The sequence below is a fragment of the Mesorhizobium sp. M0587 genome, assembly GCF_040320945.1.
GTDB lineage: Bacteria > Pseudomonadota > Alphaproteobacteria > Rhizobiales > Rhizobiaceae > Mesorhizobium.
The window spans coordinates 13,018-31,265 of sequence record NZ_JAMYQP010000057.1 but is presented as its reverse complement, the minus strand read 5'-3'; the positions used below and the strand labels follow the sequence as shown (position 1 = coordinate 31,265).

Here is an 18,248-nt window from a genome sequence, read left to right as displayed (position 1 = left end):
ATCGCAATGCGCAGCGAGAAAACCGATCGCAACTTCTCCGCGATGATCTACGCATGCGCTGCCGTCATCAATTCTCGATGATTCTCAACAGCCCCTAGACCGAGATCGGCCAGCAGCCGGCGTTGTGCGTTGGTCAGGGCCATGAACTCGGTGATGTCGATCTCTTCGCCTGTGATGTAGCTGGCGGCGCTGTCCTTCAGCATGGCGCCAAGCACGGCCACGTTGTCGATAAGCTCCAGCTTCATGCTCGACAGATTGGCCTTGCCACCGAGATCAGCAGCCAGGGTGTCACGTAGCTCGAACACCACGCGGGCAGCGGTCGTGCGGCGGTCGAGATCGTCCAGCGTCCTAAGCCGAACCTTTCCGCCACCCTTCGGAACGGAATCAACCTCTATGTCACTAGCGTCTGCCATCAATTTCACGTCTCCAAATCAGTCAGCAATGTACGCCCATTTGTACGTAGATCAAGAACAAAACGTGAAACACCTTGGAAATCAACGCGTGCAGGCGGAAATACCCTCCGCTGATGCGGTGTTCAGCATGGACGGGCCTGGAGTTTGTCGCCGCGGATCGCGGGGAGAAAACATACTCAGAACACTGGGTGCAGTCAGGCAGATCTGCCTCTTGGCCCTTTCATCCTTCCTTCCCTCAAAAGCCACGTCTGTCTTCTGGTTCTGGATCTGCTTCTGAAGTCTGGTTCTGCATCTGTTATGCTTCTGCTTCTGCTTCTTCTTATATCGAGACCCTATCGATACGGTATCGAGACCCTATCGATTGGCTGATGACGGGGAGGTCATAAATTGAGCCCCCCAATCGGTTTCGACAAACTCGGCCTCGACCTTTTCCCGCACGATGTCGCTTTCCAGCTTACAGATATGGCTGGCGATGCCGGCGGCGTGCTTGCCATTGGCTGGGGGCGAGGTTTGGAACCATCGGCGCACAAAGATCTCGTTCGTTTCCTCGTCATGGCTGATGAGGTCAGCAGCAGACAGGGCGTCGAGGCAAGCTTCGTAGTGTTCCCTGGTCCATCCCAGATCGGCCACAGCGTAGGCTGGAGGCACCATGCAGCAGCCCGCGCTTGTCTGGTGCGGGCCGGTGCTGAAATAGAACCAGAGCAACCTCTGGTCGTTGGTGAGGGCCAGGAACCGCTTCGAACGCCACACTGTAGGCCCGACCTTATGAAACTGCCGGGAAGCCTTACCCATTGGTGGCCTCGCATTTCATCCGCTTGTGCTCGCGGCGGTGGTGCAGCCGGCAGAGCCAATCCACGTCCATTGGCCTGTCATAGTCAGGATGATGCGCCTCGGCTTCCAGGGCGCCACAGACGCGGCACGGCTCTTGAATGACCAAGCCCCTGTTGAGAGCGCTTCGGAGTGCCTGGTGAGCCCAGACAGCTTGCGGATTGGCCGCGGCCCATCGCGCTTGCGGAGTGCTGTTGGAAAGGCTAGACTTGCGTGGTGAGGACTTTTTGTTGCCGCCGTACCCGATGTCAGTCGGGGCGGCGGTTTCCATTTCAGGGCTTTGCATTGGTCAGCCCCCGCATCCTGGCGCTCTCGCGCATGGCCACCACAGCCTCATGAGGGGTCAGCCCGAACCGCTTGCGCAGAAATGGCACCAACGGGCGCTCTGCCTTCCACCAGTGAGCGGTGAGCCAGACTGCCGCCTCGTCGGCCTTGTCGGACAATTCATGATCGATGCCGGAATTGCTCATGCTGCAACTCCGTCGCGGGCATCAATCCGGGACTTCTGCCAGGCGGCGATATCGCTCTCCAGCCAGCCAACGGCGCGGGCGGAAAGTTGGATGGGCCTCGGAAATTGGCCGGCGGATATTTTTGCGTAAATGGTTGACCGGGGGAGTCCGGTCGCGCGCTCTACCTCGTCGCGGCGGAGGATTGTCTGAACCATGATCTGCTCCTTATTAAGAGCCAGCGGGAACGCTCTGGCCTTCGTAAGAGAGCAGCATGGGCGGGGTAACTCATCAGGTTGGTTACCCCTTCTTAAAACCTCGTGTTTCAAGCATGGCATTGACGAAAGCGGCAGCCGGCATCCCGCGTCGAGCCAGCTCTTTCTTCCAGTAGGTAAAGGCTTCCACAGCCTCTTTCGATGCCTTCGGGGAACGGCCCTTGCTGGTCTTGGGCGCCCTGAGGTTCTTGCGTATCTGGCGGAGTGTTTCTTTCTTGTAACCCAAGGCGTTCGCAACCGTGGCCAGAGCGTCGTCGGCCCTTTTTCCGCAATGAGCCTGTAAGATGTCCACGGCGGCGGCCGCCATGCCGTCATCGGCTCGGTCCATAACCAGTTTGTTTGGTGTGCCCGGCTGCATCGCGACAGGTTTGGTGATCGGGTTTACCCTCCCATATTTTGCGTCATCCAGCGCCGCAGACAGCTGGAGCAGAGGCTCCCGCCACGAGGGTTCGGTCCCGATATCTCTCAGAAAGCTGATCACCGCGTTCAGTGCAGCGGACGCCTTTTCGCGGTCCAACTCATCTCTATGATTGGGGAGTGCACACAGTCCCTGTAAGCCAATGAGGTCGTTGGCCAGGTCAACCACACGATCCTGCATCTGTTTCAGCAGATCAGCCATTGGCGCCAGCCCTGATTGGCGTGACATTCGAAACGGGCCGTTTCGTTGTGGCGCAGTATGCCGCCCAATCCTGCATCAGCCGGCGGCGCTTCTCCATCATGTCACCCCGGCGATAGGCCGCCTCGGTCTTGTCGCTGACAGTGTGTGCCAGGGCCATTTCCAGCAATTCGTTAGGGTAAGCCGTCTGCTCTGCCGCCCAATCGCGGAAGGTGCTGCGGAAGCCGTGCGTCGTCAGATCGTCACGCTTCATGCGCCGGAGCGTCATCAGCAGCGACATGTTGGAAAGCGGCTGGCCTTTCTTGTCGCCGATGAACACATATTGGGCGCCCTTCTCCCGTGGCAGCGTGGCCAGGATTTCAAGCGCGCGATCGGAGAGCGGCACGCGGTGTTCTTTCTTGGCTTTCATGCGGTCAGCAGGGATGGTCCACAGCGCGTTTTCCGTGTCGATCTCGCTCCAGCGCGCACCAACCGCCTCGCCCGTTCTGGTGGCTGTGAGGATGGCAAATTCGAGCGCCTTGGGACTGATGCCGTCCAGCCCCCGCACAGTGGCAACAAACTGGCCAATCTCGCCATATGGCAAAGCTGCATGATGCTGCACCTTGGCAACCTTGCTGCGGGCTGGAAGCAGCTTGTCGAGGTGGCCGCGCCACCGGGCGGGATTGTCGCCCTGCCGATACCCCCGGGCAGTTGCCCAATCCAGAATGCTCTCGATACGTCCCCGCACCCGCGTTGCCGTCTCGGGCTTGGTCGTCCATATCGGCTCCAGAGCTTTCATGACCAGTCCGACATCAATGCGGGAAACGGCAAGCTCGCCGAACATAGGATAGACATAGGTTTCGAGGGTGGCTGTCCATTGGGCGGCGTGCTTGATGTTGCTCCATCCCGAGCGGTGCGCCTTGATGTAGGCCTCTGCCGCCTGCTTGAATGTCAGCATGGTTGCGGAAGCCGCCAGCTTCTCCATGCGCTCCGCCTTGCGCTTCTCTATTGGGTCATCAGCGTCGAGCAGCTTTAGCCGAGCCTCTGCCGCCTTCTCCCGCGCCAGCTTGAGCGAAACGGTATGAACGGAACCTAGGCCCATCTTGCGCGGCCGACCGGCGAGCATATAGCGGAAGATCCAGCTCTTTGCGCCGCCGCTGGCAACCTGGAGATACAGGCCAAGCCCATCGGCATAGAGGCCGGGTTTCTTTTGAGCGGTGACGCCGGCGGCGGTAAGGCGGTTGATTTGCATTCGAACTCTCCCTGCGGACAGCCCTACGTACAACTTGCCGCTGGACTTGGCAAGACCCTATCGGAACACCTTGGAACTGGAATGCTTGGAACGCAAGGGTTTCAGCCGATAAGTGAGACCCTCTTGGACCCCCTTGGATTAGGCGGAGACGGACACTCCCTCCGCCATCTGCACGCCGGGCGTGGCCGAATTCAGGCTCGACACCGCCGTGGCTACGCGTCACGCCTCCTGTCTGGGCCTCGGCGAGACGGCCAGCCCGAGGAACACGAGACGGCCTGGTTGAGCCGCAGGATGTCCTCGTCTTCCAGCCTGCCGACGCGCGTGCGAACCTTACTCTTTGGTACAGTGGTGATCTTGTCCAACATCAAACGGCATGCCATTCGAAGGCCGTTGCGCTCGTTGGGCTTGACGGACAAGCGGAACAGCGGTGCATCCGTCTCATCCATGGTGAATGCGCAGATGGTGATCGAGTCGGTTGCGTCGAAGCTATCGTCCTGAACGATGACGACCGGGCGCGGCTTCCCGGCATAATCCTTGCCGCCGGCGACAGTCCAGATTTCGCCGCGCTTCACTCATCGCCCCAATCCGCCACGGCGTCGATGAAAACCTGGTCCTCCTGCGCGCGAGCACTGGCGGCGATGGCGACCGACTGGCGGTGTGCTTCGGAACGGAAGGCCGGGGAGCGCACGTCCGGCACCCAAATCTGGATCGGGCGCAAACCTTGCTTCCGCAGGCGCTCGCGATGTTCCCGCACCTTGATGCGCGAAGGCTTCGCGCTTGATGCCGAGGCCATGACAAGCCCTCCACTAAAGTTACATGTAACCTACTACGGACCGCTAAGTTTTGCTAGCCCAGGTAATCGGCGGCGGCAGACATTTCCAGCTGGTTGGCGACATTTCCTCCTTGAGACCCTCTGTCCAGTGGGAACGGCTTCCCGCACGATCCTCGCCTCGTGTTTCGCCCCCGAGTGAACCCTATGCCGCTGGAGGTGCTCCGGGCTCCTGCCGGAACCAAAGTGCCTGGAGGCGGTTTATCGACCGAAGGGATTCCTGAGCAATTGGAGAATCTACGATGAAATCCATTGTCATAGGCGCGCTGGCGCTTCTGATGGCGGTCCCCACGATGGCCTCGGCGGCCGAGGCCGATATCCTCATCCGCACGCACCGGCATCATTACCATCACCGCGCCGCCGTCATCAACGAATACGGTCAGCGTCTCCATCATCGGCGCCACGGCGAGGTAGCATTCTATGACCAGGGTCGCCGGCATCATTATCGTCGCGACAGCGTCGTCGTGACCACAGACTCGATCGAACGCCGTCACCACCGGCACCGCCACGTCGTCATCCAGGACGACAACGACTATTGATCGAAGCGCTGCCTCCAGCTTCAGCGATCGCAATGGGAGCCCCTCGGGCGCGGAGGAAAGGAGCCAAAGCCCATGACGAAACCGGCTTCATCTCGGTCACGCCTTCACCAGGGGACGGTACGGCCGAGATAATCTAAATATTGCAGACCCGGGGCGCCCTGCTTCGAAAGCAGAACATTCACCAGGCTCGGAACGCTTTCCTCGATGGTCAGCCGTGCGTTTGGTCCCCCCAACTCGGTACGGACCCAGCCGGGCGCCATTGTCATCATGGCACGCGACGTCCCGGAATGGCGCGCCGCGAAGCTGCGCATGAACATGTTCAGAGCCGCTTTGCTGCCGCGGTATACCTCACGTTGGCCGGTCTCATTGTTGGCGATGCTGCCTTGCCCGGATGACATCACGCCGATCAGCCCCGTCGCAGGGACATATTGCTCCAGGCTCTCGATGACACGCATCGGGCTCAGCGAATTCGTGACCATCACTCTTACGAACTCGTCCGTCGTCACGTCCGCGATTGTCTCAGCCGGGTCGTTTGTCACGCCGGCGTTGACGAACAGCATGTCGAACACCCTGCCCGACAGACGATCGCGCAAGGCCGCGACCTGATCGGGCTCGCAGATGTCCACCGTCTCGATTTCGACCCGGCCTGCGAACTCGTCCGCGAGGTCGTGCAGCTTGGTCCGGCTTCCGCCTCCCCGGATCGTGCCGACGACGTTCCACCCTTTCTTCAGGAATTCGGCGGCCATCGCATGACCAAGACCGCGAGACGCGCCGATAAGCAGGATCGTACCGGAGGGGATGCTCGAAAGGCTGGCAGACATGGGGTTCAATCCTTTTCGTTGACTGGGGTGACCGCAGATATGGGCACACACAAGTCAGGCGCCAGACGCGTAAAAATCAAAGTATAGTTGCATCCGACGCTATGTCGGACAAAGCGGGTGGGATAGGCTTGCCCGATGGACGATGTGGACCTGAATCTGCTCGCCGCTCTGGATGTGCTGCTTGCCGAAGGCAGCGTGACTGGGGCGGCTCGCCGTCTTGGCTTGAGTACCTCGGCCATGAGCCGGACGCTCACGCGACTTCGGGCGGCGACGGGCGACCCGCTGCTCGTCAGGGCCGGGCGCGGACTTGTGCCCACGCCGCACGCGGCCGAGCTGCGCGATCGCGTTCATGAGCTCACCCGGGATGTGCGGGCGGTCCTGCGGCCGCAAAACACGCACCTGGATGTGACAGCGCTCGAACTGACATTCACTGTCCGCGCCAGCGAGGCGTTCCTGGAATTCCTTTCCGGTCCGGTCGTAACCGCCATAGGCCGGGCAGCGCCTCGTATCCGCCTGCGCTTCGCGCCCAAGCCCGACAAGGACGCGCGCCCGCTTCGGGAAGGCCTTATCGACCTGGAGATCGGCTTGCTTGGAACGTCCGCGCCGGAAATCCGCACCCAGTTCCTGTTCCATGACCGATATGTCGGCGTGGCGCGGGTTGGGCATCCGCTTTTGGCAGGCGCTGGAGTTACGCCCGAGCGGTATGCAGCGTGCAGGCACGTCGTCGCGTCACGGGAAGGAAATGTCGTCGAGCCGATCGATGCCGCCCTTGAGAAGCTTGGCCTCGGACGGACCGTGGCGGTTGTGGTGCCCGGCTACCCGGATGCGATGCGCATCGTGCGCCAGTCGGATCTGGTCGCGACCGTGCCGCGCTCGTGTCTTGGCAACGTCACGGCGAGTGATCACGCGGTCACGACGGGGCTGGAGAGCTTCGAACTTCCGCTGCCCATACCGGAGTTCAAGATATCGGCGATGTGGCATCCGCGCATGGACGCCGACCCGGCACATCGCTGGCTGCGCGACACTGTGATGTCGGTTTGTCGCGCCGCGTATCCGCGGCGATGAGCGCGGGAGCGACCTTCCCGCCCAAAAGCAGGTAAGCGCAAGACGCCCTCCTCATGCGGCTTCGGCGGTGAATCCCGTCGTCGCGACGCGGTCTTCGAGCACTGCTTGCGCGATATCGGCCTGGTCTTCATCGATTTGTGCCGTCACCAGGATGATCCCCTGTGCAACGCTCGTTTCATCCGGCTTCATGGCGGCCGCGGCGAACGTTCCGAGCAGCCCGCCGGCAACGCCGCCGCAGAAGGCCCCGGCCAGCGAGGCCGGCAGCAACCCCGCACCAAGAAGGTCGACGCCGCTGGGACTCAGGCAGGCCAGGAGGCCGGCGGTGGCGCCCAGGATTATCCCCAGAGCGGGAGCCTGCAAGACAGGGGCTATTTCGTCGCTATAGGGCCCGATGACGGCAATCCTGACGTGAGGAATTCCGGCCGCCAGCAATGCGCCAGCCGCCCGGCATGCCTCGGCATGCGAATCAAAGAGTCTGCTGATCGTGCGCATGGCCACCTAAGGTGTTTTACTGTCCACCAACGTGTCGGTGACGAAGGATGCGGCGATCAGGTCGTCGCCATCAATTCGACCGTGGCCATCCTCCATGATGGCTGCGATCTTCTGGAAGATCTTTATGTCCCCCTCGGTAATCCGAGCTTCCTGCATCCGGGATTTAAGATCGGCTACGCGCATGCCCAGGGCATGCGACCTTGCAGTTCCACCATTCGGCATCGGATCGCTTATCCTCTTATTGCCAGTCCGCCGTCACGATGGACGGCGGGGTTCGGGCCACGGTACCTGGTTCAGTCGAGGACCTTGACGATCTTGCGGGTGCCCGGATCCACGACAACCGTGCGGTTGTCGACCACGACGTAGCGGTACTTGACGTTGGGAATCTCATGCATCTCGACCGTGTCGGGCAGAGCCGTGCCGACATTGAGTTCCACGCCGGGAAGCTTCACCGAAGCCAAGGGCTGCTTCTTCACATATTCGCGAATGACTGTTTCCTGTTCAGGCTGGATGACGACGTCCTGGGCCGCGGCCGCGCCGACACCCGCAAGCAGCACAAACGCCGCGGCGGCGCCAGTAAGATGTATTCTCATGATCTCCTCCTTCTTGGAGTCTGGCGCAAGACGACATCCTCGCCGCGCCCAGCCCACCGAACGTGAGGCGATGGCAAACGTTCCCCGGTTGGGCTTCGGTCGGACCAGGGTTGGGACCTAGGTCCAATCGTCAGGCGCAATGGACCTATCTCAGCGCGCGTCTCGGAACAGCCACTGCCCGCGGTCGTTATTTGCTGCACGTTTGCGGGAGGAAGCGATGGAGAAGAGCGTCGGCCAGGCACGCTGGTTGCTCGCACCGATCTTCGCCGTTGCAATCGCCTTCCTGGTGATCGGAGTGGCCCTTGGCTGACCATTCAAAAGGGATGGAGCGCCAGGACCTCGTATGGCATCGGCGCAGTTTCGTCCCTTCCTGCGCTGATAGGGTTCGCTCGCCACCTTCGTGTGGCGGGCGAGCCCTCTATCCGTGTCGGGCGTTCGGGTCCGATCTCGAACCACCGCCGTCCTTCGAGCCGAACATTTGCCTGCCCCGTCGCCGGACTCTGTCGCCTGATGGCAGCAGTCATTCCGCCACGGCTTGGTTTTTGCTGGGCACCGGCAATAAATAGGACCTTCCCTATCTGACCCGAGGCGCTACCAGCATGGAATACCATGACGATGATCTGAGGAAATTCGAAGCGCACGGCGCAGCCCCTCTGCCGGCAGCAAGGGATGAAGGCCAGTTGGAACATGAGGGAGCGAAAATCTGGTACGCAACGTTCGGGGCCGGTCCTCCCGTGATCTTGTTGCATGGCGGCCTTGGCCACAGCGGCAATTGGGGATTTCAGGTTCCAGCCCTGGTCAGGGCCGGCTACCGCGTCGTGGTGATCGACAGCAGGGGCCATGGACGCAGCAGCCGCGACGAACGGCCGTACAAATACGAGCTGATGGCCTCCGACGTTCTGGCCGTGATGGACACTCTGCAATTGCCGAAGGCGGCGGTAGTGGGTTGGAGCGACGGCGCATGCGTTGCCCTGATCCTTGGCATGAAAGCCGCGGACCGGATCGAGGGTGTGTTCTTCTTCGGCTGCAACATGGATCCCAGCGGCACGAAGGAAGTCGAGCCCGGCCCGGTCCTCGACCGGTGTTTCGGCCGGCACTCCAAGGATTATACCGAACTGTCGGCCACGCCAGACCAATTCTCGGCGTTTGTCGAGGCTGTCGGCCTGATGATGAAGACCGAACCCAATTATGCCGCTTCCGATCTTGCGCGAATACATGTGCCGGTGGCGATCGTTCAGAGCGAACATGACGAGTTCATCAGGCACGAGCACGCGGATTATCTCGCCCGGAGAATCCCAGGATCGGAATTGATCATCCTGCCCGGCGTAAGCCATTTTGCGCCGCTGCAGCGCCCCGAGCTGTTCAACAGCGCGATATTGGGCTTCCTCGAAAAAGTCTCTTCCTGACGACATGCGATGCCGCGCCTCGCATGGCCTGGAAGGCTTTTCGTGCCGAATCGGCTAAGCCTTGAGGCATGAACGAGACCTCTCTCTATCTGCCGGTTAAGCGGTTCCTGGAAGACCTCGGCTTCACCGTGAAGGGCGAGATCGGCGGCTGCGATATCGTCGCACTGCGGGAGGGTGAGCCGCCGGTCGTGGTCATTTGCGAGCTGAAGCTGCAATTCAATCTCGAACTGGTGCTGCAAGGCGTCGATCGTGCGGCGGCATGCGACGAAGTTTGGCTGGCGGCGCGCATGTCGGCGCGAGGCAAGGGGCGCGAAAGCGATGCCAGGTTTCGCAATCTCTGCCGGCGGCTTGGCTTCGGCATGCTCGGCGTCACGGCGAACGACCGGGTCGAGGTGCTTGTCAGCCCGATCGCGGTCACGCCGCGTAAGAATGCGCGGCGGCGCTCTCGCCTTGTCGACGAGCATCAGCGCCGCCGCGGCGATCCCGTCGCGGGCGGAGGATCGCGCAATCCGATCATGACCGCCTACCGCCAGAGCGCCCTCGCCTGCGCCGCCGCGATGTCCGACGGACCCAAGCGGCCGCGCGATTTAAAGGCTTTGACGCCGATCGCGCCAAAGATCCTGCAGCACAATGTCTATGGCTGGTTCGCGCGTGTCGACCGTGGTCTTTACGATCTCACCGACGCCGGCCGTGCTTCGCTGGTCCGCTGGCCGCAGGTTTCGCACGATGAATCCCGACACGGGAATTTGAACGCGCCGGCCGTATAAGTGAGCGCACTCGCCGGGTCCGCGGCCCCTCCGTTGGTTGATTTTTCAGACAAGATATGGTGCTAGTCCCGCCTATGAAGACACTCTGCATTGCGGCCATGGCGTCCCTGACCCTGGCTTTCCCGGCCAATGCAATGGACAACGCATTGCGCGCCGGACTGCTGAAACTCGATCCTCAAACCCGCCTCGAGCAGCGTTGCGACGCCGAGGTCCTGGACCGGATCACTCACGACGATCGCAAATACAAGGCCGACCGTGTCGTCGCCTATGCCTTCTCGACGCCCGAAATGAGCGCCGATGCGATCAGGAGCCCGGGTGCGGCGTTCCGCAGCAAGGGGCAGTGGTACCGCCTGAAATTCAAATGCCAGACCGGGCCGGACCACATGGAAATCCTCCAGCTCCGCTACCGGATCGGCGACGAGATTCCGGAAACCGACTGGGCGAAGTACAATCTGTACGACTAGGCTCGCGCGCTCGTGCCCGCGTGGGCTGGCGCACCGGTGTTTGTTGACGATGCCGTGATGCGGCTCCAACGAAAGCGTTTTCCAGTGTTGCCCGATGGTGTCTTGACGCCAGCGGACCGTGCCTTTAGGCCCGTCTGGACACTCGGCGACGAACACTCGGCGAACAGGCAAGGGCTTTCAGGTCGATGGAAATATTCACCGCCGCGGGTTTATCGGCTCTTCTTCAGGTCATAGCCATCGACCTTGCGCTCGCGGGCGACAACGCCATCGTTATCGGCCTCGCCGCCGCAGGCCTGCCGGCCAACCAACGCAAGCAGGCCATTCTCGTCGGCATCGTGGCCGCCACGGTTCTTCGCATCTTCTTCGCTTTGATCACGCAGTGGCTGCTGACCATTGGGCCCATATTGCTTATCGCCGGCGGCCTGCTGCTGCTGTGGGTCTGCTGGAAGATGTGGCGCGAATTGCGGGTTACCCATCAGCAGGAGCGCGATGCGACCGAAGCGCTGTCGAATGACGACTTCGACAAGGATGGAATGATTGCCGGCAAGGGGCCGCGCAAGACCTTCGCGCAAGCCGCCTGGCAGATCGTCATTGCCGACGTGTCGATGTCGCTCGACAATGTTCTCGCGGTTGCGGGAGCGGCGATGAACCATCCGACGGTGCTGATCATCGGACTGGCGCTGTCGATCGCGCTGATGGGCTTTGCCGCATCCTTTGTCGCGCGCCTGCTGCACAAGTACCGCTGGATTGCCTATATCGGCCTGGCGATCATCCTCTATGTGGCCGTCAAGATGCTGCTTGACGGTGCCGTCCAGCAGTTTCCCGAGCAGTTCGCTTTCCTCGCTCCCTGGTTCGGGCCGGGAGGCCATTGAGCCGCCCCGACGGCTTGGCCCAGCCCGCGTCTTCGCATGATGGCCTGCGGCAGGTTTGCTTGATTGGGCAAGCCATGCTATTGCGCCGCGCGTATTGGCTCCTGCCACGCGCCACAGACCGACATTCATAGCGACTTCAGGCCGGACCAGCGTTTTCGGCCCGTACCCCCATTGGAACCTTGCCTATGTCCGCCCCTCGCGTCAGCTTCGTCAGCCTCGGATGCCCCAAGGCCCTTGTGGATTCCGAGCGCATCATCACGCGCCTGCGCGCCGAGGGCTACGAGATCGCACGCAAGCATGACGGCGCCGACCTTGTCGTCGTCAACACCTGCGGCTTCCTCGATTCCGCCCGCGACGAGTCGCTCAACGCCATCGGTTCCGCGCTTTCGGAGAACGGCAGGGTCATCGTCACCGGCTGCCTTGGCGCCGAGCCGGACGTCATCCGCGAGAAGCACCCCAACGTGCTGGCGATCACCGGACCGCAGGCTTATGAGAGCGTGATGGCCGCCGTGCACGAGGCCGCACCTCCTTCGCACGATCCCTATGTCGATCTCCTGCCGCCGCAGGGCGTCAAGCTGACGCCGCGGCACTACGCCTATCTCAAGATTTCGGAAGGCTGCAACAATCGCTGCACCTTCTGCATCATTCCCGCGCTGCGTGGCGACCTCGTCTCGCGGCCGGCGGCGGACGTGCTGCGCGAGGCCGAGAAACTGGCCAAGGCCGGCGTCAAGGAACTCCTCGTCATCTCGCAGGACACCAGCGCATACGGCATCGACATCAAGTACCAGACGTCCATGTTCGGCGACCGCGAGGTGCGGGCGAAATTCCTCGACCTGTCGGAAGAACTGGGCAAGCTCGGCATCTGGGTGCGCATGCACTACGTCTACCCCTACCCGCATGTCGCCGACGTCATCCCGCTGATGGCCGAAGGAAAGATCCTTCCTTACCTGGACATTCCCTTCCAGCATGCCTCGCCGCAGGTGCTGAAGAACATGCGCCGGCCTGCGCATGGCGAAAAGACGCTGGAGCGCATCCGCGGCTGGCGCGAGGTGTGTCCGGATCTTGCCATCCGCTCCACCTTCATCGTCGGTTTCCCCGGCGAAACGGACGAGGATTTCGAGATGCTGCTCGACTGGCTGGACGAGGCCAGGATCGACCGCGCCGGCTGCTTCAAATACGAGCCGGTCAGGGGCGCGCGCTCCAACGAGCTCGGCCTTGAACAGGTCCCGCAGGAAGTCAAGGAAGCGCGCTGGCACCGCTTCATGCAACGCCAGCAGAAGATCTCGGCGACGCAGCTGGCCAAGAAGGTCGGCAAGCGCCTGCCGGTGCTGATCGACGAAGCGCATGGCACTTCGGCAAAGGGCCGCACCAAATACGACGCGCCCGAAATCGACGGTTCGGTTCATATCCAGTCGCGCCGTCCGCTGCGCGCCGGCGAGATCGTCACCGTCAAGATCGACCGTGCCGATGCCTACGACCTCTACGGTTCGGCGGTCTGACAAGGTCGTCCGGCCCGCGAATCTGCTACATCTGGCGATGATTGAGGCGTCTTGACCCGTTCCGCCGCATCCAAGCCGGAACAACCCTCCGAATGAATGAAAAAGGGCGCCGCGAAGCGCCCTTTTCATTTCGATATCCGCGCCGCTTATTGCGGCAGCTTGTCGTCGACACCCTTGACGTAGAAGTTCATGCCGAGGAGCGTGCCGTCATCGGCGACTTCGCCGTCCTTTAGCCACGGCGTGCCGTCCTGCTTGGCGATCGGTCCGGTGAAGGGGTTCCAGCCGTCGGCGATCTTCTTTGTAGTCGCCTCGGCCATCGCCTTCACGTCGTCGGGCATGTTGGTGAACGGCGCGAGCTTCACCGCGCCGTCCTTGATGCCAAGCCAGACATTGTCCGGCTTCCAGGTGCCGTCAATGGCCGCCTGGACCCGGCTGATATAGTAGGGACCCCATTCATCGGTCAGCGACGTCAGCTGCGCGTTCGGCGCGAACTTGATCATGTCGGAAGACTGGCCGAAACCGTGCAGCTTGCGCTCCTCGGCCACCTGCAGGGCGGCGGTCGAATCGGTGTGCTGGACGATGATGTCGGCGCCCTGGTCGAACAGTGCCTTCGCCGCGTCGGCTTCCTTGCCCGGATCGAACCACGAATTCACCCAGACGATCTTGGCCTTGAAGTTCGGATTGATCGACTGCGCGCCGAGCATGAAGGAGTTGATGCCCATCACCACTTCCGGGATCGGGAAGGAGACGATGTAGCCGGCGACGCCGGACTTCGATTCCTTGGCGGCGATCTGGCCAAGCACGTAGCGGCCTTCGTAGAAACGGGCATTGTAGATGCCGAGATTATCGCCCGTCTTGTAGCCGGTCGCGTGCTCGAACATCACCTTGGGAAACTTCTTGGCGACCTTCACTTCGGCGTCCATGAAGCCGAAAGAGGTGCCGAAGATCAGCTTGCAGCCTTCGCGCGCCAGGCGCTCGAAAGCACGGTCGGCGTCGGGGCCTTCCGAGACGTTCTCCAGATAGGCGGTTTCGACTTTGTCGCCGAGCGCCTTCTCGACTTCGAGGCGGCCCTGATCGTGCTGGTAGGAGTAGCCGAAATCGCCGATCGGGCCGGTGTAGACCCAGCAGGCTTTCAACTTGTCGGCGGCTTCGGCTGTCGCCGCCAGCGAAAAGGCGGCGGTCGTGGTCATCAGGGCAATAAGTAGTTTTTTCATTGTGTTACCTCTCTGAGTTAAGCCTTGGAGCTTCCCGTTTGTTTTTATTGTCAACGATCCGGAACGAATGGCTGCCCCAATGAAGCCGGCGTGTTCATCATCGTCAGACGCTTGTTGCGCGAGATTAGAACGAGAACCACGACGGTTGCCAGATAGGGCAGAGAAGAAAGCAGCTGCGACGGCACTGGAATGCCAAAAGCCTGTGCATGAAGCTGGCCGATCCAGACGGCGCCGAAAATGTAGGCGCCGGCCAGCACCCGCCATGGCCGCCATGACGCGAACACCACCAGCGCCAGCGCGATCCAGCCGCGGCCCGCGCTCATGTTCTCGACCCATTGCGGCGTGTAGACCAGCGACAGATGGCCGCCGGCAAGACCGGCGCAGGCACCGCCGAAGATCACCGACAGATAGCGGTAGCGGATGACCTTGATGCCGAGCGCGTGCGCCGAGGTGTGGCTGTCGCCGATCGAGCGCAGCGTCAGTCCGGTGCGGGTCTTGAACAGGAACCACATCACCGCCGCCGTCAGCGCGATCGAGATGTAGAACAACGGATCCTGGCCAAACAGCAGTCTGCCCACCACCGGGATCGAGCTGAGGCCCGGAATATCGAGATTGGGCAACCTGACGCCGGGCTGGCCGACGAAACTGGTTCCCATCATGCCGGAGAGGCCGAGGCCGAGCAGCGTCAACGACAGGCCGGTCGCCACCTGGTTGGTGGCCAGCGATAGCGTCATGACGGCAAACAGCAGCGAGAACAGCGCGCCCATGGCGATTGCCGCCAAGAGCCCGATCCAGGGCGACCCGGTCAGATAGCCGGCGCCGAAACCGCCGACCGCGCCCATGATCATCATGCCCTCGACACCGAGATTGAGCACGCCGGAGCGTTCGACCACCAGTTCGCCGATCGCCGCGATCAAAAGCGGTGTCGCCGCCGTTGCGATGGTCAAAAGGATGTTGACGGTAATGTCCATCAGCGGGCTTCCTTCAACTTTGGCGCGGCCTCGATCTTCGCGGCACTCTCCGATTTGGTCAGTGCCAGGCCGATCAGGCGGATGCGGTAATGAATGAGCGTGTCGCAGCCGAGCACGAAGAACAGCAGCATGCCCTGGAACACGCGCGCCACCTTGTCGGAAATGCCGAGCGCGCTTTGCACCGCCTCGCCGCCGAGATAGGTCAAGGCCAGCACCAAGCCTGCCGCGACGATGCCGAGCGGATTGAGCCGGCCGAGGAACGCCACGATGATGGCGGTGAAGCCGTAGCCGGGCGAGATCACCGGTTGCAACTGGCCGATGGCGCCGGAGACTTCCGAAATACCGGCAAGGCCGGCCAGTGCGCCCGACAGAAGGAAGGCGAAAAACACCATGCGGCTGAGGCCGAAGCCGGCGAAGCGCCCTGCCCTCGGGCTGGAGCCCAAAACGCGGACTTCGAAACCTTTGAGCATGCGGCTCATCAGGATCCAGACCAGCACCGCGGCAACCAGGGCGAAGACGAAGCCCCAATTGGCGCGCCCGGCGTCCGGCATCAGCTCCGGCAGGATGGCCGAGTCGCCGAACTGGATCGTCTGCGGGAAACCGTGGCCTTGCGGATCGCGCCACGGGCCGCGCACCAGCCAGTCGAGGAAGAGCTGGGCGACATAGACCAGCATCAGGCTGGTCAGGATCTCGTTGGTGCTGAAGCGGGTCTTCAGAAATGCCGGGATTGCCGCATAGGCCGCGCCGCCGACCATGCCGAGCAAAAGCATCAGCGGCAACACCAGGGGCCCTTCGAATTGCGGAAACAGCACCGGAATGATCGAACCGAATATACCGCCGAAGATGAACTGGCCTTCGGCGCCGATGTTCCAGATATTGGCCCTGTAGCAAACCGACAGGCCGACGGCGATCAGGATGAGGGGTGCCGCCTTGATCGCCAGTTCATGCAATTGCCAGACCTGGCTGATCGGCTCGATGAAATAGATCTTGAAGGCGGTCAACGGATTGACGCCGAGCAGCGCGAACATGATGGCCCCGGCGACGATCGTCAGCGCGAAGGCGATGAACGGCGACAGCATGGAGAACAGCGCCGAGCGCTGCGGGCGTTTGACGAGTTCGAGGCGCATCATGCCGTCTCCAGCGTGTGTTCGGCGTGGCCGGGCTCGGCGCCGCCCATCAGCAGGCCGATCCTTTCGAAGGTCGCTTCGGCGATCGGCAACGGCCTGGACAATTCGCCATTGTGCATGACCGCGATCGCATCCGATATCTCGAACAGCTCGTCGAGATCCTGGCTGATCACCAGCACCGCCGATCCGTTGCGCGACAGTTCGATCAGGGCCTGCCGGATGTGGGCGGCGGCGCCCGCGTCGACACCCCAGGTCGGCTGGTTCACCACCATGACGTCAGGCCGGCGGTCGAGTTCCCGGCCGACGATGAATTTCTGCAGATTGCCGCCCGAAAGCGCGGCGGCCTCCGGATCCGGCGCACTCTTGCGCACATCCATCGCTTCGATGATGCGCTGGGCGGCGGCATAGACGGTGCCGCTCCTGACCATCCCGCCGGTCCCGACGAAGGTTTTGCCGTCGGTGGCATGGCGCGACAGCAGCAGGTTTTCCGACAGCTTCATGCGCGGCGCGGCACCATGACCGAGGCGTTCTTCCGGCACGAAAGCGGCACCCAGCAGGCGCCGTCCGGTGATCGAAAGGCCGCCGGCATCCTTGCCGCGGATGCGCACCGAGGCGGCGTCCTGCTGCAAGACCTCGCCGGAGACGGACTCGAAGAATTCGCCCTGGCCGTTGCCTGCGACGCCGGCGATGCCGATCACCTCGCCTGCGCGGACGTTGAGATTGATATTCCTGAGCGGAATGGAGAACGGGGTTGCCGGCTTGCGGCTGAGGCCGCGGATCTCAAGCAGCGGCTGCGCGGTTTCGATCCCCACCACCGGCGCACGCACCACGGCCTGGACCTCGTTGCCGACCATCATGCGGGCCAGCGACGCAGCGGTCTCCTGGCGTGGATTGCAGTGGCCGACCACCTTGCCGTGCCGCAGCACGGTGGCGCGATCGCAGATGCGTTTGACCTCTTCCAGCCGGTGCGAAATGTAGAGGATCGATTTGCCTTCCTTGCGCAGCCGCTCCAGCGTCTCGAACAGCTTGTCGGCTTCCTGCGGCGTCAGCACCGAGGTCGGCTCGTCGAGAATGATCAGCTGCGGCGTCTGCAAAAGGCAGCGTATGATCTCGATGCGCTGGCGTTCGCCGACCGACAGGTCGCCGACCAGCGATTCAGGATCGAGCGGCAAGCCATAGCTGTAGGAAAGCGCCCTCGCCTTCGCCGCGATGCTGCTGATGGGCGAACCGTCGTCCAGCGACAACGCGATATTCTCCGCCGCGGTCAGTGCCTCGAACAGCGAAAAATGCTGGAACACCATGCCGATGCCGAGCTTTTTCGCCGCGCCGGGGCTGGCGATCCGGACCGCCTGGCCGTTCCAGAAAATCTCGCCGGAATTGGGTTCCAGCGAGCCGAACAGCATCTTGACCAGCGTCGACTTGCCAGCGCCGTTCTCGCCAAGCAAGGCGTGGATTTCGCCCTTGGCGATATTGAGATCGACATGATCGCACGCCGTCAGCGAGCCGAATATCTTGGTAAGGCCGCGAACCTCGAGCAGGTTCGCCTCGTCGTGATTTGCACTCACAGTGCCTCCCATCCGTGTTCCCGGATATGTTCTGTGTTCCCGCAAGCATCGTATGCGCGGCCAGCACTCGTGCGAAAGCAGCACCCGACTTGAAAGAGCTTCAAGAATTTCAGCGGAAATTCAAGGGATAAGATAAGCCTGCTTCACGCAAGACTAAGGCCGGGAGGCTTTCCGTGCAAACCCATGCCAATCGGCCGGGCACAGCTCTGAAAACC

Annotated in this window: 22 protein-coding genes and 1 pseudogene; 7 read left to right on the top strand and 16 right to left on the bottom strand. The window is 62.1% G+C overall.

The window, feature by feature from the left end; genetic code table 11:
* Window positions 1–47: 47 nt before the first annotated feature.
* From NKI49_RS30705 to NKI49_RS30670, 8 genes and pseudogenes are all read right to left on the bottom strand, one after another.
* Window positions 48–416, bottom strand: coding sequence for a hypothetical protein (locus NKI49_RS30705; protein WP_352607500.1), 369 nt, complete (start codon window positions 414–416; stop codon window positions 48–50).
* 351 nt (window positions 417–767) lie between these two features.
* Entirely contained in the window at window positions 768–1,205 is a 438-nt protein-coding gene (locus NKI49_RS30700) for a hypothetical protein (protein WP_352607498.1), read from the bottom strand.
* A gap of 308 nt (window positions 1,206–1,513) precedes the next feature.
* A complete protein-coding gene (locus tag NKI49_RS30695; protein ID WP_352607496.1) occupies window positions 1,514–1,711 on the bottom strand; it encodes a hypothetical protein in 198 nt (65 codons plus the stop codon).
* Entirely contained in the window at window positions 1,708–1,905 is a 198-nt protein-coding gene (locus tag NKI49_RS30690; RefSeq protein ID WP_352607494.1) for a helix-turn-helix transcriptional regulator, read from the bottom strand. Before NKI49_RS30690 ends, NKI49_RS30695 begins: the two co-directional genes overlap by 4 nt.
* Before the next feature lie 82 nt (window positions 1,906–1,987).
* Window positions 1,988–2,581 (bottom strand): hypothetical protein, encoded by a 594-nt coding sequence (locus NKI49_RS30685; RefSeq protein ID WP_352607493.1) that lies wholly within the window; start codon window positions 2,579–2,581, stop codon window positions 1,988–1,990.
* Window positions 2,574–3,809 carry a tyrosine-type recombinase/integrase gene (locus NKI49_RS30680; RefSeq protein WP_352607491.1) on the bottom strand — a complete coding sequence of 412 codons (1,236 nt, stop codon included), beginning with the start codon at window positions 3,807–3,809 and terminating at the stop codon, window positions 2,574–2,576. Before NKI49_RS30680 ends, NKI49_RS30685 begins: the two co-directional genes overlap by 8 nt.
* A 308-nt stretch (window positions 3,810–4,117) precedes the next feature.
* A pseudogene (locus NKI49_RS30675) lies at window positions 4,118–4,381 on the bottom strand (type II toxin-antitoxin system PemK/MazF family toxin); the annotation flags it as partial.
* Window positions 4,378–4,602, bottom strand: coding sequence for an antitoxin MazE family protein (locus NKI49_RS30670; RefSeq protein WP_352607489.1), 225 nt, complete (start codon window positions 4,600–4,602; stop codon window positions 4,378–4,380). The pseudogene NKI49_RS30675 and the gene NKI49_RS30670, both read right to left, overlap by 4 nt.
* Before the next feature lie 278 nt (window positions 4,603–4,880).
* On the opposite strand from NKI49_RS30670, the gene NKI49_RS30665 reads away from it, so the two are divergent.
* Entirely contained in the window at window positions 4,881–5,177 is a 297-nt protein-coding gene (locus tag NKI49_RS30665; RefSeq protein WP_352607487.1) for a hypothetical protein, read from the top strand.
* A gap of 104 nt (window positions 5,178–5,281) precedes the next feature.
* On the opposite strand, the gene NKI49_RS30660 is transcribed toward NKI49_RS30665, so the two are convergent.
* On the bottom strand, window positions 5,282–5,998 hold the full coding sequence (locus NKI49_RS30660) for an SDR family NAD(P)-dependent oxidoreductase (protein WP_352607502.1): 717 nt from the start codon (window positions 5,996–5,998) through the stop codon (window positions 5,282–5,284).
* Window positions 5,999–6,133: 135 nt separating this feature from the next.
* On the opposite strand from NKI49_RS30660, the gene NKI49_RS30655 reads away from it, so the two are divergent.
* Complete coding sequence (locus NKI49_RS30655) at window positions 6,134–7,063, top strand: LysR family transcriptional regulator (RefSeq protein WP_352607485.1); 930 nt, start codon at window positions 6,134–6,136, stop codon at window positions 7,061–7,063.
* A 51-nt stretch (window positions 7,064–7,114) separates the two neighbouring features.
* On the opposite strand, the gene NKI49_RS30650 is transcribed toward NKI49_RS30655, so the two are convergent.
* The 3 genes from NKI49_RS30650 to NKI49_RS30640 all read right to left on the bottom strand — a co-directional run bounded on the left by NKI49_RS30650 (window position 7,115) and on the right by NKI49_RS30640 (window position 8,148).
* Window positions 7,115–7,555, bottom strand: a complete 441-nt coding sequence (locus NKI49_RS30650; protein WP_352607483.1) for a hypothetical protein — start codon at window positions 7,553–7,555, stop codon at window positions 7,115–7,117.
* Window positions 7,556–7,561: 6 nt separating this feature from the next.
* Window positions 7,562–7,777: a hypothetical protein gene (locus NKI49_RS30645; protein ID WP_352607481.1), complete on the bottom strand. Its 216-nt coding sequence runs from the start codon at window positions 7,775–7,777 to the stop codon at window positions 7,562–7,564.
* 71 nt (window positions 7,778–7,848) lie between these two features.
* Entirely contained in the window at window positions 7,849–8,148 is a 300-nt protein-coding gene (locus tag NKI49_RS30640; protein ID WP_352607479.1) for a DUF1236 domain-containing protein, read from the bottom strand.
* A gap of 599 nt (window positions 8,149–8,747) precedes the next feature.
* Between NKI49_RS30640 and NKI49_RS30635 the strand changes: the two genes are divergently transcribed.
* The 5 genes from NKI49_RS30635 (at window position 8,748) to rimO (ending at window position 13,156) form a co-directional block, all read left to right on the top strand.
* Entirely contained in the window at window positions 8,748–9,554 is an 807-nt protein-coding gene (locus NKI49_RS30635; RefSeq protein ID WP_352607477.1) for an alpha/beta fold hydrolase, read from the top strand.
* 68 nt (window positions 9,555–9,622) lie between these two features.
* Window positions 9,623–10,321 (top strand): DUF2161 domain-containing phosphodiesterase, encoded by a 699-nt coding sequence (locus NKI49_RS30630; protein WP_352607475.1) that lies wholly within the window; start codon window positions 9,623–9,625, stop codon window positions 10,319–10,321.
* Between the two features lie 56 nt (window positions 10,322–10,377).
* On the top strand, window positions 10,378–10,785 hold the full coding sequence (locus tag NKI49_RS30625) for a DUF930 domain-containing protein (RefSeq protein WP_352607473.1): 408 nt from the start codon (window positions 10,378–10,380) through the stop codon (window positions 10,783–10,785).
* A gap of 185 nt (window positions 10,786–10,970) precedes the next feature.
* Window positions 10,971–11,657: a TerC family protein gene (locus tag NKI49_RS30620; RefSeq protein WP_352607471.1), complete on the top strand. Its 687-nt coding sequence runs from the start codon at window positions 10,971–10,973 to the stop codon at window positions 11,655–11,657.
* Window positions 11,658–11,842: 185 nt separating this feature from the next.
* Window positions 11,843–13,156, top strand: coding sequence for a 30S ribosomal protein S12 methylthiotransferase RimO (rimO, locus tag NKI49_RS30615; RefSeq protein ID WP_352607469.1), 1,314 nt, complete (start codon window positions 11,843–11,845; stop codon window positions 13,154–13,156).
* Between the two features lie 146 nt (window positions 13,157–13,302).
* On the opposite strand, the gene NKI49_RS30610 is transcribed toward rimO, so the two are convergent.
* The 4 genes from NKI49_RS30610 to NKI49_RS30595 are packed head-to-tail and all read right to left on the bottom strand — an operon-like array spanning window position 13,303 to window position 18,045.
* Window positions 13,303–14,370: a BMP family ABC transporter substrate-binding protein gene (locus tag NKI49_RS30610; protein WP_352607467.1), complete on the bottom strand. Its 1,068-nt coding sequence runs from the start codon at window positions 14,368–14,370 to the stop codon at window positions 13,303–13,305.
* 50 nt (window positions 14,371–14,420) lie between these two features.
* The gene (locus NKI49_RS30605; RefSeq protein ID WP_027027066.1) at window positions 14,421–15,341 is read right to left on the bottom strand and encodes an ABC transporter permease; all 921 of its coding nucleotides are present in this window, start codon (window positions 15,339–15,341) and stop codon (window positions 14,421–14,423) included.
* Window positions 15,341–16,471: an ABC transporter permease gene (locus tag NKI49_RS30600; RefSeq protein WP_352607465.1), complete on the bottom strand. Its 1,131-nt coding sequence runs from the start codon at window positions 16,469–16,471 to the stop codon at window positions 15,341–15,343. The genes NKI49_RS30605 and NKI49_RS30600 overlap by 1 nt, the downstream gene beginning before the upstream one ends.
* A complete protein-coding gene (locus tag NKI49_RS30595) occupies window positions 16,468–18,045 on the bottom strand; it encodes an ABC transporter ATP-binding protein (RefSeq protein ID WP_352607463.1) in 1,578 nt (525 codons plus the stop codon). Before NKI49_RS30595 ends, NKI49_RS30600 begins: the two co-directional genes overlap by 4 nt.
* Between the last annotated feature and the right edge of the window lie 203 nt (window positions 18,046–18,248).

Bases quoted from the DNA above. Each gene is read 5' to 3' on its own strand.
- NKI49_RS30700 (WP_352607498.1), bottom strand. From the start codon at position 1,205: ATGGGTAAGGCTTCCCGGCAGTTTCATAAGGTCGGGCCTACAGTGTGG.
- NKI49_RS30695 (WP_352607496.1), bottom strand. From the start codon at position 1,711: ATGAGCAATTCCGGCATCGATCATGAATTGTCCGACAAGGCCGACGAG.
- NKI49_RS30690 (WP_352607494.1), bottom strand. From the start codon at position 1,905: ATGGTTCAGACAATCCTCCGCCGCGACGAGGTAGAGCGCGCGACCGGA.
- NKI49_RS30685 (WP_352607493.1), bottom strand. From the start codon at position 2,581: ATGGCTGATCTGCTGAAACAGATGCAGGATCGTGTGGTTGACCTGGCC.
- NKI49_RS30680 (WP_352607491.1), bottom strand. From the start codon at position 3,809: ATGCAAATCAACCGCCTTACCGCCGCCGGCGTCACCGCTCAAAAGAAA.
- NKI49_RS30670 (WP_352607489.1), bottom strand. From the start codon at position 4,602: ATGGCCTCGGCATCAAGCGCGAAGCCTTCGCGCATCAAGGTGCGGGAA.
- NKI49_RS30665 (WP_352607487.1), top strand. From the start codon at position 4,881: ATGAAATCCATTGTCATAGGCGCGCTGGCGCTTCTGATGGCGGTCCCC.
- NKI49_RS30660 (WP_352607502.1), bottom strand. From the start codon at position 5,998: ATGTCTGCCAGCCTTTCGAGCATCCCCTCCGGTACGATCCTGCTTATC.
- NKI49_RS30655 (WP_352607485.1), top strand. From the start codon at position 6,134: ATGGACGATGTGGACCTGAATCTGCTCGCCGCTCTGGATGTGCTGCTT.
- NKI49_RS30650 (WP_352607483.1), bottom strand. From the start codon at position 7,555: ATGCGCACGATCAGCAGACTCTTTGATTCGCATGCCGAGGCATGCCGG.
- NKI49_RS30645 (WP_352607481.1), bottom strand. From the start codon at position 7,777: ATGCCGAATGGTGGAACTGCAAGGTCGCATGCCCTGGGCATGCGCGTA.
- NKI49_RS30640 (WP_352607479.1), bottom strand. From the start codon at position 8,148: ATGAGAATACATCTTACTGGCGCCGCCGCGGCGTTTGTGCTGCTTGCG.
- NKI49_RS30635 (WP_352607477.1), top strand. From the start codon at position 8,748: ATGGAATACCATGACGATGATCTGAGGAAATTCGAAGCGCACGGCGCA.
- NKI49_RS30630 (WP_352607475.1), top strand. From the start codon at position 9,623: ATGAACGAGACCTCTCTCTATCTGCCGGTTAAGCGGTTCCTGGAAGAC.
- NKI49_RS30625 (WP_352607473.1), top strand. From the start codon at position 10,378: ATGGTGCTAGTCCCGCCTATGAAGACACTCTGCATTGCGGCCATGGCG.
- NKI49_RS30620 (WP_352607471.1), top strand. From the start codon at position 10,971: ATGGAAATATTCACCGCCGCGGGTTTATCGGCTCTTCTTCAGGTCATA.
- rimO (WP_352607469.1), top strand. From the start codon at position 11,843: ATGTCCGCCCCTCGCGTCAGCTTCGTCAGCCTCGGATGCCCCAAGGCC.
- NKI49_RS30610 (WP_352607467.1), bottom strand. From the start codon at position 14,370: ATGAAAAAACTACTTATTGCCCTGATGACCACGACCGCCGCCTTTTCG.
- NKI49_RS30605 (WP_027027066.1), bottom strand. From the start codon at position 15,341: ATGGACATTACCGTCAACATCCTTTTGACCATCGCAACGGCGGCGACA.
- NKI49_RS30600 (WP_352607465.1), bottom strand. From the start codon at position 16,471: ATGATGCGCCTCGAACTCGTCAAACGCCCGCAGCGCTCGGCGCTGTTC.
- NKI49_RS30595 (WP_352607463.1), bottom strand. From the start codon at position 18,045: ATGGGAGGCACTGTGAGTGCAAATCACGACGAGGCGAACCTGCTCGAG.